Origin of the sequence: Flavobacterium sp. N1719 (assembly GCF_025947045.1) — a bacterium.
In the GTDB taxonomy this organism is placed as follows: domain Bacteria; phylum Bacteroidota; class Bacteroidia; order Flavobacteriales; family Flavobacteriaceae; genus Flavobacterium; species Flavobacterium stagni.
Genome location: NZ_CP109993.1, coordinates 125,322 through 138,006, shown reverse-complemented (window position 1 = coordinate 138,006; position 12,685 = coordinate 125,322). Strand labels below are relative to the sequence as shown.

The 12,685-nt window shown below is 41.1% G+C and carries 13 protein-coding genes; 1 reads left to right on the top strand and 12 read right to left on the bottom strand.

Translation table 11 applies throughout. From position 1 onward, the window contains the following. The first annotated feature begins 14 nt into the window (after positions 1 to 14). Positions 15 to 2,060 (top strand): thiamine pyrophosphate-dependent enzyme, encoded by a 2,046-nt coding sequence (locus OLM45_RS00425; RefSeq protein WP_413614189.1) that lies wholly within the window; start codon positions 15 to 17, stop codon positions 2,058 to 2,060. 430 nt (positions 2,061 to 2,490) lie between these two features. On the opposite strand, the gene OLM45_RS00420 is transcribed toward OLM45_RS00425, so the two are convergent. The 12 genes from OLM45_RS00420 to OLM45_RS00365 form a co-directional block, all read right to left on the bottom strand. Continuing rightward, entirely contained in the window at positions 2,491 to 3,180 is a 690-nt protein-coding gene (locus tag OLM45_RS00420) for an NYN domain-containing protein (RefSeq protein WP_264511021.1), read from the bottom strand. Between the two features lie 980 nt (positions 3,181 to 4,160). After that, positions 4,161 to 4,739, bottom strand: coding sequence for a hypothetical protein (locus OLM45_RS00415; protein WP_264511019.1), 579 nt, complete (start codon positions 4,737 to 4,739; stop codon positions 4,161 to 4,163). A 323-nt stretch (positions 4,740 to 5,062) separates the two neighbouring features. Beyond that, positions 5,063 to 5,893, bottom strand: a complete 831-nt coding sequence (locus tag OLM45_RS00410; protein WP_264511018.1) for a hypothetical protein — start codon at positions 5,891 to 5,893, stop codon at positions 5,063 to 5,065. 77 nt (positions 5,894 to 5,970) lie between these two features. Next, complete coding sequence (locus OLM45_RS00405; RefSeq protein WP_264511016.1) at positions 5,971 to 6,738, bottom strand: hypothetical protein; 768 nt, start codon at positions 6,736 to 6,738, stop codon at positions 5,971 to 5,973. Further along, positions 6,731 to 7,663, bottom strand: a complete 933-nt coding sequence (locus OLM45_RS00400) for an ATP-grasp domain-containing protein (protein ID WP_264511014.1) — start codon at positions 7,661 to 7,663, stop codon at positions 6,731 to 6,733. The genes OLM45_RS00405 and OLM45_RS00400 overlap by 8 nt, the downstream gene beginning before the upstream one ends. Further along, positions 7,663 to 7,866, bottom strand: a complete 204-nt coding sequence (locus tag OLM45_RS00395) for a hypothetical protein (RefSeq protein ID WP_264511013.1) — start codon at positions 7,864 to 7,866, stop codon at positions 7,663 to 7,665. The genes OLM45_RS00400 and OLM45_RS00395 overlap by 1 nt, the downstream gene beginning before the upstream one ends. 12 nt (positions 7,867 to 7,878) lie before the next feature. Further along, positions 7,879 to 8,082, bottom strand: coding sequence for a hypothetical protein (locus OLM45_RS00390; RefSeq protein ID WP_264511011.1), 204 nt, complete (start codon positions 8,080 to 8,082; stop codon positions 7,879 to 7,881). A 288-nt stretch (positions 8,083 to 8,370) separates the two neighbouring features. Further along, the gene (locus OLM45_RS00385) at positions 8,371 to 8,934 is read right to left on the bottom strand and encodes a tetratricopeptide repeat protein (protein WP_264511009.1); all 564 of its coding nucleotides are present in this window, start codon (positions 8,932 to 8,934) and stop codon (positions 8,371 to 8,373) included. A 116-nt stretch (positions 8,935 to 9,050) separates the two neighbouring features. Next, positions 9,051 to 9,761 (bottom strand): polysaccharide deacetylase family protein, encoded by a 711-nt coding sequence (locus OLM45_RS00380; RefSeq protein ID WP_264511007.1) that lies wholly within the window; start codon positions 9,759 to 9,761, stop codon positions 9,051 to 9,053. Positions 9,762 to 9,896: 135 nt separating this feature from the next. Then, entirely contained in the window at positions 9,897 to 10,436 is a 540-nt protein-coding gene (locus OLM45_RS00375) for a DUF4136 domain-containing protein (protein ID WP_264511005.1), read from the bottom strand. Positions 10,437 to 10,481: 45 nt separating this feature from the next. Next, positions 10,482 to 12,467: a urocanate hydratase gene (locus OLM45_RS00370; RefSeq protein WP_264511003.1), complete on the bottom strand. Its 1,986-nt coding sequence runs from the start codon at positions 12,465 to 12,467 to the stop codon at positions 10,482 to 10,484. A 1-nt stretch (position 12,468) separates the two neighbouring features. Further along, entirely contained in the window at positions 12,469 to 12,669 is a 201-nt protein-coding gene (locus OLM45_RS00365) for a DUF5522 domain-containing protein (RefSeq protein WP_073364196.1), read from the bottom strand. Positions 12,670 to 12,685: the final 16 nt, after the last annotated feature.

The window sequence follows — 12,685 nt, the reverse complement described above, 5'->3', positions numbered from 1 at the left end:
CGCACCTCATGGATATGTTAGATAAAAAAATACTTGAAAAAGCGTTTACGACCTTAGTGACAGCCAAAACCATGGCCGAATGGTACGAAGCGAATTTTAAAACCGTTTCCAAATACGTTCACGCCACCTCGCGTGGTCATGAAGCGATACAGATTGCGGTAGCCATGCAATTGGGACCCCAAGATTATGCGTTTCCTTATTACCGTGACGACGCCATGTTGTTGGGAATCGGGATGCAGCCCTATGATTTAATGTTGCAATTGTTAGCCAAGCGTGACGATCCGTTTTCGGGGGGACGCACCTACTATTGCCACCCGAGTTTGCGCGATGCCGACAAACCCAAAATTCCGCACCAGTCGTCTGCGACAGGGATGCAAGCCATTCCCGCTACGGGGGCTGCCATGGGATTTTGGTACAAAGAAAGTATGGACTTACCGCAAGAGGCGGGTGATCTGCCTTTAGTAGTTTGTTCGCTCGGTGATGCCTCGGTTACCGAGGGTGAAATTGCGGAAGCGTTTCAAATGGCGGCCTTAAAGCAATTGCCGATCCTGTATTTGGTACAAGATAACGGCTGGGATATTTCGGCGAATGCCAAAGAAACCCGCGCCCAAAATGCCTTTGAGTATGCCAAAGGATTCCATGGTTTGGAAGCCATTAGTATTGATGGGGCCAATTTTATAGAAAGTTATACCGCACTGGAACAGGTTATCCAGACGATACGTACCGAACGCCGTCCGTTTTTGGTACATGCCAAAGTACCGTTGCTCAACCACCACACTTCGGGTGTGCGGATGGAATGGTACCGTGACGACTTGGACGAAGCCCGTTCGCGCGATCCGTATCCCGTTTTATGGCAGCAAATGCTAGATGCGGGATTCACAGCAAGCGATTTACAAGCGATCGAAGCCACCGTGCTGCAACAAGTGGAAGCCGATTATGAAAAGGCGATGGCCGCAGAAGATCCTCGTCCTGAAGATTTATTTACCCATGATTTTGCTCCAACACCCGTAACGGAAGAAGTCGGGGAGCGTTCCCCCCAACGCGAAGATAAAGTCGTCATGGTCGATTGCGCCTTATTTGCGGTCGAAGAACTCATGAAAAAACATCCCGAATGTTTGCTGTACGGTCAAGACGTAGGCGGACGCTTGGGCGGGGTTTTCCGTGAGGCAGCCACCTTGGCCCAGAAGTTTGGCGACAACCGCGTGTTCAATACTCCCATTCAAGAAGCCTTTATTGTAGGGTCTACGGTGGGGATGTCGGCCGTTGGTTTAAAACCCATCGTTGAGGTGCAGTTCGCCGATTACATTTGGCCGGGCTTGAACCAATTGTTTACCGAGGTGAGTCGTTCCAATTACTTAACTAACGGGAAATGGCCCGTGAGTATGATCTTGCGCGTGCCGATTGGCGCGTATGGAAGCGGCGGCCCTTATCACTCGTCGTCGGTGGAGAGTGTGTTGACCAATATTCGCGGGATTAAAATTGCCTATCCGAGTAATGGTGCCGACCTGAAAGGCTTGCTAAAAGCGGCCTATTACGACCCGAATCCGGTGGTGATTTTGGAACACAAAGGCTTGTACTGGAGTAAGGTGAAAGGTACGGATATGGCACGCGTAAACGAACCGTCAGAAGACTACCTATTGCCGTTTGGAAAAGCGAATGTCGTGCAAGAAATATGGCCCCAAGAAACCCAAGAAACCCTTACGGTGATTACGTACGGTATGGGCGTACATTGGGCGTTGAATGCCTCGGCGGGCATGGCGACGCAGGTGGAAATTGTCGACTTGCGCACCTTATACCCGTTGGATGAAGAAACCATTTTCAAATCGGTTCGCAAAGCCAAGAAATGTTTGGTGGTGACCGAAGAGCCGGTGAACAACTCGTTTGCACGAAGCTTGGCGGGTCGTATTCAAGAGGAATGTTTCCGCGACTTGGATGCTCCAGTAATGGTCATCGGTTCCGAAAACCTACCTGCGATCCCGTTGAACAGCACTTTGGAACAAACCATGATCCCGAATGCGGAGAAGGTGAAAGCGAAGATGGAGGAGTTGTTGCGGTATTAGTTTCAGGTTTCAGGTTTCAGGTTTCAAGTTTCAAGTTTCAAGTTTTCGGTGGAAATTGAAGTTTATGTTAGCTCAGTAGCTTAGCGTCTCAGTTGCTCAGCAGCTTTAATAAAGTTTCAGGTTTCAAGTTTAAAGTTTAAGGTTGTTCGTGGTAAATTGACGTTTGCGAAGGCTCAGCCTCTCAGCCTCTCAGTGGCTCAGAAGCTTTAAACGTCCTTTCGACGTAAGGAGAAATCCCATTCCATTCTTCACGTAACGATTGCTCAGGGGCTCAGCAGCTCAGTATCTCAGCAGCTTTAACAAAGTTTCAGGTTTCAAGTTTAAAGTTTAAGGTTTTCGTGGTAAATTGACGTTTACGAAGGCTCAGGAGCTTAGCGTCTTAGTGGCTCAGGAGCTTTATACCCAATCTTGTCCTTTCGACTGTATAATGTCATTTTTTCCAGTCAGCAGGTCGTGTGAAAGTTTTCTTCTCATTTTTCACTTCAAATGTCATTTTAGCATTCTTGAATTTATCTTCGTGTTTCTCAAGATAAACGACTTGTTTAAATAGTGATTTCAGCTCGTTTGAAGCTCTATTTGGAGGGAAGTATAGTTTTATTTTTATATGAGGAAATTTTTTTTGAATAAATTTTACGGTTGAAACCTGATCGCTATCGGCGGTTACAAGCACTATAACATCTACTTGATTGTCCATGCAATCTCCAACGATATTTAATGCTATATTGACATCCGTACATTTTTCTTCCGGTACTCGAAATGTTTCTTTACATGTTGCTAAGCAATCTATGTATTTATCGGCATAGTGACCGTTCAATACTTCAAAAGTGTCACCATTTATAACTTTATTTGCTCCAAATAAAGCACTTTGTTTACTTCTTTTTTGTAAATTAATTGGTGGAGCAGTAAAGTATTTTACTTTATGTAAGACTTGTCCATCATGAGCAAAAACAAACTGTGAACAAAATTTAACGAAGTCTATCCAGTAATAATTTTTCCAGTCTGGATTTGCACCCGTATAAGATTTAAACCCATGGTAAAAATTAAAACCATCAAAATAAAACACCACTTTTTTGGGCGGTATTTGTTCGGTTTTTTCAGCTTGTTTTATTTCTTCAGACATAAGGCATATAAAAAAAAAGCTCCCAGTAGGAGCAGGTTCATAATACTGAGATTATGAGGTGGCGTTAATTGATAACAAAAGTAAAACTATATTTTATAAAAACAATTTTTTTTAGTTTTTTTTGGGTTAAAAAAATACCGCTAAGGTTCCGCCACTAGCTTTCAGTAACGACCAAAGTAAAACAAGTATTTCTTCTTTATGTTTACGTTTTCATGAAAATATATGTCAACTTTAGACTTTCCATCCCTAGTCACAACTAACTATTATGTACAAGGAAAGAGCATGTCTTTAAGGATGATCAAGGCTACGAAGTCGGGAGACTTCGAGGAGAGAAAAAAATAAAAGTGTTTTTCGCTAAGCGAAAAAAAGGGGCCTGTCCTATGGGATTTCTCCTATCGTCGAAATGACAACAGGACGGGGTATTTTTTTAGCTAGCTAAAAACTTTTTATGTGCAAACTTGTCCTTTCGACGATAGGAGAAATCCCATTCCATTTTTCACGCAACGTTTGCTCAGGGGCTTAGTGTCTCAGTAACTCAGCAGCTTTAAACCCAATCTTGTCATTTCGACGTAAGGAGAAATCCCATTCCATTCTTCACGCAACGTTTGCTCAGGGGCTCAGGAGCTCAGCCTCTCAGCGGCTCAGTAACCCCCAGCATCATGTTTAGTAACACCCAGCATCATGCTTAGTAACCCCCAGCATCATGCTTAGTACTACCCAGCATCATGCTTAGTAACACCTAGCATCATGCTCGGTAATCCCCAGCATCATGCTCGGTAACCCCTAGCTTTAGGCTCGGTAAAACATGGATTCTATTGGTAGTGCAGTTGCTTACAACACTATACAAAAAAACCACACGGGGAGGTGTGGTTGTACTATAGTGGTTTTGTGATGATTCTTGAGTTATGGGAGTGGGTATTGTTGAGGCTACGAAGTCGGGAGACTTTGTGGAGCGGGGGTGGGCGTTTTTCTCTCTGTTGTCATAGTTCACGTTCACATTTAGTCCAAAATTCTGTCCAGCTTATTTCTGGTTGGTGATTTTCAAAATATTCTTTTATCTCGTCTTTCATAACTTGTCTTGCTTCTTCTAATATTGAAAAGTAATCAATAACAAGTCTTGGTTGGTTACACTCATCCTTTCTGAAGATTTCACGTTCAAAGTCAAACCTGTTCCCTTTGTCTGCCGTGTCATTTATAGCCTGTAAAATTTTTCCTGGGTGTTGGTGGTGTCCGCACTCAGAACTCATAAGTGAAGGTGCTGTGCAGTTGCCAATGAATTTCGGGTATAATGTTTTTCTCTGAAAAGTTGGATATGACTGTCTATAGTTTGAATAAAATGTTTGGTCAACCAAAACAGTCCAAAAAAGTGCGACTGCGAAAAGTCCTTGTCTGTCTTGTGGAATTATGTTTAAATACTTGTATTGCGGTGTCAAAAAGAAGTATTGAAAATTAAACTCGTTTTTGTCGTAATGCTTATTGCCTTCAATAGGTATTTGTCCTACGAAATTTAGAAGGTCTAGTTGGAAATACTGCTTGTAATATGTTTTAAAGTCTGTCAATGTGTTGTCGTCTTAAAATGCCCTATAACGTGCCGCCGCTAGCCGACTGTGGCGGTAAAAGCGAAACGATTTTTTCTTACTAAGATAAACGTTTTTGCTTTAAATGATTCGCTTTGCTCGTGTTGTTTTAACCCAACGTTGACTTTGCACCTGCCAATCCTAGCGACTGTTATAGCCCTAAAGCAGGACTGCTACGAAGTAGGGTGACTTCGCAGAGCGGGGCAAAGTTCAAGCACTTTTGCCTGCGAAGCGTTCACCTGTGTGTGAACGAAAGGATTCGCGCGGTAGCGGGGGTTTACTTTGCAGAGCGAGGTTATCTGCTGTTAATACTTTAGTATCCAGTTTTCTTTATTGAATGTATCTTTTATTTTTATTTTGAATAAAAGATGAATTAATTTTCCAATTATTATTTCCTTCATTGAAAGTGATTGGTAATCAGTTATTTTAGTTAATTCAACACAAAAAAACTTAATGTTATTTCCCCATAATCCATCATTTAATTCAGCATTTTCTTTAGGAGAATATTCAAGCTCATAAATTCGTTTATATTTAAGTTTTGAATACAAAGATTTATAGGAAAGTAAAACATAAAAAGAGCCATTTGATGTCTCGTCAAAGAATCTTTCTGGAAAAGTGTAAGGAGGTAGTTTATATTGATAAACTCCATTTTTGTTTAACGTTTCAACTTTCTTAATTCTTGTGTCGCAACAAACGTTCTGTGAATCACTTTTATGAAACATTGAAATTTTGATGTCTGTTGCTGGAAGATTCCCAATTTGTTTTAAATTAAACCAGTGTTCATCGATACAATTATTGGTGCAAACCTGTTCTCGAACACAGCAGCATCCTGGTGATTTATGTTCACTAAGCTTTTCATCAGAACTAAATTCAAGAAATTCAAATTCAGGTTGATTCATATACTCATTTGCAAATAGACTATCTTTTCTTTGTTGTTGCAATTGTAAAACTCCATATAATATCCCTAATACAGTTAAAACACTAGAGTATAAAGCAACTCGAGCCTCTCCTTCGGTTTTACTAATCCATTTAATATAAATTAAATACTCTTCTAATCGATGAGTAAGGTAAATCGATAATAATATTAATAGTCCTCCATAAACTATCGTTGGGATTTTCTTAAGAATTTTATTCATTTGTTTGAAGATGATTTGGAAAGCTTTACAGTTACAAATGATGTTGGCTACTTTTGCCAATACCGAGTTAGCAACTGTTATTTCTTTTCTTGATTGTCAATTTCTAAATTTTTTATGTCGTATTTTAACTCAAAAGTGTAAGGTATTTTCACGTCTATAGAGTCATTGACTTTTATTTTTATTTCCTTACTTATTTGGTATGTTTCTATGGTTTTGTCGTGTTTAGATAAGTAACTAAAGAAAATTGTAATAATGAAAAATGAGACAAATAAAATAATTCCATTTCTGATTAAAGTAAATGATGCGTAAGTATAGTTTGATAATTGAATATTAATTAAATCATTTTGCTGTTTGCTTTTAATCAATTCTTTAAGAAAATCACTATCGGTTTTTTTTGCTGTCAATTTAAAGTTGACCTCAGTTATTTCTATTGCCGTGTTGATAACGTTAAATTTTCTAATATTTAATGTTTGTAATGCCCTTATAGACGCTAAAACAAAATATACAATACTAACACCCAAAAGTATTAAAGCAATAGTTTGTGGAATATTTATTTCTAGGCTGTTAAGATAAGTTAACGAAAAAGTAATCGCTGTAATTGATACACTAATGATGAATAGTAGTGATTTGGCTTTGTCTTCAATTATTTTTTTTCGGTCGTGTTGTTCTTTTATATCTGCCTTAAGCTGTTCAATGTAATCTTTTTCTTGACCCGCTGTAATAGCACTTAAATCAACGTCAAAGTTTTGCTGTTTATCATAGTTTTTAGCAATAATCTTATTTGCGTATGTAGCATAAAACCCGGGGAAAATATGCTGTAATATGAAGTATTTTATGTTAGACATTATTTAACGACTTTACAATTAGTTTATCAAAATTATATCCTGTGTTTTTTTGTAACCAAGACCATTCGCCTGTTGGATTTATTTCAATGAAATAGTAATCATTCTTATAAATAATTAAGTCAATGGCACCAAATTTCAAGTTGAGTTTTTTTGTGTAGTTAATACAAAAGTCGTGAACTTCTTTTGGTAGCTCAAATATGGAATAAGTAAGATTGTCTTTGTATCTTCTCCAATCTTCATTAATTTTTTTATCGCTTGTAATCTTTATTGCAACTACGTCATTTTCTACAACTGTAACTCTGATGTCAATTTTAGGCACTAAACCTTGTTGTAAAAAAAATGGCGAAGTGTATTTAACTTCTTCTAATTCTTCCTTTTTGTAAATTTCAGTGTAAACAAAACCTTCGTTTTCTCCACTACTGACGATAGCTGTGTCAATTGATTTTATTGCTTGAAATTCAAAGTCGGAATTTCGAGTAACATTGGAAACTATTGTCTTTGGTATTTTAATTCCTAATTTGTTTGCAATAAATAATTGATATGGTTTTATTTCTGCTTTGTAAATTTCAGTCGGGTTGTTTAACCATTTTACATTTTCAAATACGCACAATGAACGAACGAAAGCTGACCATTGCGTTCTAATTAACTGTTCCTCTTCCGATAATCCTTCTTGGAAAATGTCTCTTAAAAATGTTGGAGCACGATAATAAATAGATTTTAGATATTCCGTAGAAATTGTAAAAGAATATCCATTATATGTTGCTTTTAATTCAGGTTTGATAGGGTCAAAGTCAATCGTGTAGTCTTTTAATTCATCACGATTAATTCTTATGAAGTCAATGCCTTGATTGGCTAATTCAACGGCAATAAAGTCCGTCGAAAAATCAAAACGATTTGATATTAGTAATACTTTTGGAAACTTCATTATTGCCCTTTTTGGTCTTCGCCTGTTTCAACATCTTCTTTCTTTGTTCCCAATGCTTTGAAGTCTTTTGCAAAAATTAGCAATGACTTGTCAATGTTGTTAACCCAAGCTCCTTTCAAACTGTCAAATGAAAAACCTATTGGGGCCTCAATTTCTTTTCTCTGTTTATATTTCAGAGCCTTTTGCAATAAGATATGTTTCATAATTTTACTTTTTTATTGTCCTTTATTGTCTTCGCCTGTTTCAACGTCTAATTTCTTTGTTCCTTGAGCTTTAAATTCGTCTGCAAATATCAATGGTAGTTTGCTGTTAACGTTAAACCATGCTCCTAAGATAGAATTGTAAACATAGTCCTTTGGCGGATTTATGTCTTTACGTTTTCTGTATTCAAATGCTCTGTTTAAAAGTATGTGCTTCATCTTTGTATGAGTTTCGTTTTACAATAGCTGCTAATAAATGAAAAAGTTAGATTAAAAATCATTCTTCTAAATTAAACATTCTTCTACAAACTCTATTAGGATTTTTCCTAGATTGCAAAAGTATTTTTCCTAGGTTTCAAAAATACGGTGTGGTGGTGGAGTGATTTTACGGGTTTCCGCAAAAGGGGTAAAAGCTGCTGAGTTGCTGAGCTTCTAAGCTACTGAGCAAGGGGAATGTTATGCAAATGGAGCAACCAAATGAAAGGTGTGTAGTCTATCATAATATTTCTAGAAAAGCAGTTGGTAAAAGGAGCATTCTTTTGCGAGTGCCGCTAATGGATAGCTTTTCAGTTCTTCTTCGGTAAGGACGATTGGGGCATAAAAGCAAAAAGTATACCCCAAGTCGTTAAGAGATACGCAATAAGTCGCATCAAATTGGGCTTTGTCGGGATTCAATTGTACAATTGCTTTTGTAAAGGCAGTGTTCACTTTTTGTAGGCCATGTTTTTTAATCAACGTGACGATCTTCAACGAATCCCGCTCCAAGCAGTTTACGCCAAAACTCGCGCCGTGTGTGGTGTCTAATACCCGCAAGGCATCGTCGTACCGTTTTTCTTGAAGTAATATTTGCGCTTCAATGAGGTTCATTCGGCTATGGGCTGTTGCCTCAGGGTTGCCACCATGAAAATCAACTTTTCGGGCGCTTTCCAAATAATCACGGGCTTGGGCTAATTTGCCTTGGGCTAACTTTCGTTGGGATTTCTCCATGTAGATATAGCCTTTTTTTGTATGGTCTTGAGCGTAGTGCGGAAGATAAATGAATAAGAGAATGAGTATTAGAGAGCGATTCATAAATTTTTGAGTTATGTTACCAATAAATCGAACTGGCAGTACTATTATCCTTTTTTCTTAGGATAACCGGTTGCTACCACGCCCAAAACCTGAAACCTGAAACTTGAAACTTTAAACTATTTAATAAACCCCTCCATCTCCCGCAACGTGTAAAACTTCATCTTGTTTAGCTTCATGTAATTGCAGACAAACTCTAGAGTTTCGAGTTGGGTTTGGTAGTTGCCCGTCACGTTGTCGACGACGTTGTGGGCGCACAATACGAGGATTTTGTTGTTTTTCTTGGCATAGTCGAGGAGTTCGAGCAAGTAGTGGTAACTAAAGTGCTTGTGGCTCTTGTCGATGTCAAAGGCGTACATAAACTTGGTGCCGCGAAAATAGCACCCTTCCTTCTCAGGTGCGTCCCCGCAAAAGGCGCGTCCGCGGATGATGTGGAAGCGTTTGGTGAGTGTCGAGTCCAAGGCATCGCTGCGTTCGCCATAGGGATAGGTGAAGGTGGTTACGTTGAACTTTCTGCGTTTCATTGCGGCCATCATGGGGTCGATTTCTTGTTGGAGGTAGGCTTGCATCCCGTTTTGATCGACAAACTTTACGGCATTGTAGTGGTGGTATCCATGTCCGGCAATCTCGTGCCCTTCGTTTTGGAGTTGGTGCAGCATGCGCTGTTGGGGTTCGCCAATCGAGTCGATGCGGCACACATTGAAAGTGGCTTTCCAGTGGTATTTTTTCAAGACTTGGTCGGCGCGGTACCATTCGTTGACGTAAGCATCGTCAAAGGTAATGATGACACCGGCTTCGGGTAGGGTTTCTTTTTTTGAAGTACACCCCAAGAAGGTGAGGAGGCAGAGGAGGAGGGCTATAGGTGATTGAAGTCGTTGCATCATGGCGAAATATTGGTTCTTAAAAGTACAAAAAAACCGGCGCAAAGTTTCCCTTGTGCCGGCTGAATTAAAACAATTTTTAACTTATTTTTTCAATTGTGGTGGGTATTGTTCGAGAATTGATTGCACAAACTCCTTGATGTTTTCATCCTTTTTCTCGGTGCGTTTGGTGAGTTCACCTTCCCCAACGCCTTGCCAAATCAATTCTTTAGTTTTTGCGTCAATGATGTTGATGGTGAGTACGCCTTCGGTGTAGCGGTAGGTCGAATTATAGCCGCCGCCCCACATCCAGGGGTTCCAGCCCCAACCCCAACCCCAACCGAAGCCCCAGTTGTTGTTGTAGACATTCACTTGCTCTTTTTCTTTGGTGAAAAAGGACACCAATACATCGGGAGATTCGCTTTTGGAAAACCCTTTGGTACTCATCGTTTCATCGATGGAGCGCAAAATCCGGCGCTTGTCCAAGTCGGATATCTCCGCTTTATCAATCACCGATTTTTGGTAAGCATACGTTTTGTATTGCTCAAATTTCACATTCTGATCATAGTCGGTATTGACACGAACAGCACTACAGGACGTTAAGAGTAACGTCAAAACTGCGGATAATAAAAAAAGTTTTTTCATAACAATTGGTATTTAGAGTGCAGCTTTTTTCGGAGTGGAAATCGGCTACAACAAGGTTTCGTCCACCAAATTGGGAAGGGTTACTTTTAAAAGCGGTTCCACTTCCATTGCGCGTTTGATTGCGAAAATAGCGCCTTTGTTTCGGGCCCAACTGCGGCGGGAAATTCCGTTGTTCACGTCCCAGAACAGCATGGATTTCAGGCGTCTATCACTGTCGGCAGTTCCATCAAGAACCATACCAAAACCGCCGTTCATCACTTCGCCCCAACCGACACCTCCACCGTTGTGAATCGACACCCAAGTCGCCCCACGGAAGCTATCGCCAATCACGTTGTGAATTGCCATATCCGAGGTAAAACGGGAACCGTCATAAATGTTGGACGTTTCGCGGTAGGGAGAGTCCGTTCCCGACACATCGTGGTGATCGCGGCCTAAAATCACGTAGCCAATTTCGCCACGGGCAATCGCTTGGTTAAAGGCTTCGGCAATTTTCATGCGGCCTTCGGCATCGGCATACAGGATGCGGGCTTGCGAACCGACCACTAATTTATTTTCTTGGGCCCCTTTAATCCATTGGATGTTGTCGGCCATTTGTTGGCGAATCTCCTCAGGAGCGGTTTCCATAATTTTTTCTAAAACGGCACATGCAATCGCGTCGGTTTTCTTCAAATCTTCGGGATCACCGGAGGCACACACCCATCGGAAGGGTCCGAATCCATAATCAAAACACATCGGTCCCATAATGTCTTGAACATAACTTGGGAATTTAAACTCACGGCCCAAGGTAGGATGGTCGTTCATCACATCGGCACCGGCACGAGAAGCTTCGAGTAAGAACGCATTACCGTAATCAAAGAAATAGGTGCCTTTGGCGGTGTGTTTGTTGATGGCTGCCGCATGACGGCGCAGGGTTTTTTGGACTTCCTCGCGGAACTTTTCAGGATGGTTGGCCATCAAGTCGTTGGATTCCTCAAAACTGTATCCCATGGGGTAATAGCCACCCGCCCACGGATTATGTAGCGAGGTTTGGTCAGAACCCAAGTCGATATGCAGGTTTTCTTCATCAAATCGTTCCCATACGTCTACAATATTCCCGAGGTAAGCGATAGAGACTACTTCTTTGGTTTCTTGGGCTTTGCGAACGCGAGTGACGAGTGCGTCAATATTTTCAATAATCTCATGAATCCAGCCTTGTTCGTGACGGATGCGGGTGATTTTGGGATTCACTTCGGCACAAACGGTGATACAGCCGGCAATGGTTCCCGCTTTGGGTTGCGCACCGCTCATCCCACCAAGACCTGAGGTGACAAAAAGATTGCCTGTCGGACTCTTTTTGATTTTTCGGAAGCCGTTGAGTACGGTGATGGTGGTACCATGCACGATACCTTGGGGTCCGATGTACATATAACTCCCTGCAGTCATTTGCCCGTATTGGGTAACGCCAAGGGCATTAAATTTTTCCCAATCATCCGGTTTGGAGTAGTTCGGGATCATCATGCCGTTGGTCACGACCACGCGTGGTGCGTCTTTGTGTGACGGGAAGAGTCCCATAGGGTGACCCGAATACATAACGAGCGTTTGTTCGTCCGTCATTTCGGATAAGTATTTCATGGTAAGTCGGTATTGGGCCCAGTTTTGGAACACGGCACCGTTACCACCATAGGTAATTAATTCGTGCGGGTGTTGCGCCACGGCATAATCCAAGTTGTTTTGAATCATGAGCATGATGGCTTTGGCTTGCTCGCTTTTTCCGGGGTATTCCGAAATGGGTCGGGCATACATGCGGTAATCGGGGCGAAGGCGGTACATGTAAATGCGGCCGTAGGTTTCGAGCTCCTGTTTGAACTCCGGAATGAGTTCGGCATGTTGGTGCGGTTCAAAATAGCGTAACGCATTTTTGAGCGCTAATTTTTTTTCTTCTTCGGTCAGGATTTCCTTGCGTTTGGGCGCATGGTTAATTTGTGGTTCGTACGCTTTGGGTTGGGGCAGTACAGCCGGAATTCCTTCGCGTATTTGTTCGTGAAAAGTCATTTTAGTTTTTAGGTTTGTTGGTTTGTTTGGTTCGAATGGTCCCGGTGCTTTTGTCAAAGCCGTAGGGGCAATGGCGGCAACCGGATTTGCAACAGTATCCGCGTTTCAAGTGGTAATGTTCGGTAAATACGCGATATCCTTCGGGACTCAGGTAATAATCGACACCTTCCACAAGATTATTCGGATTCAATTGGTCATTCATAACCACAAAATTAACA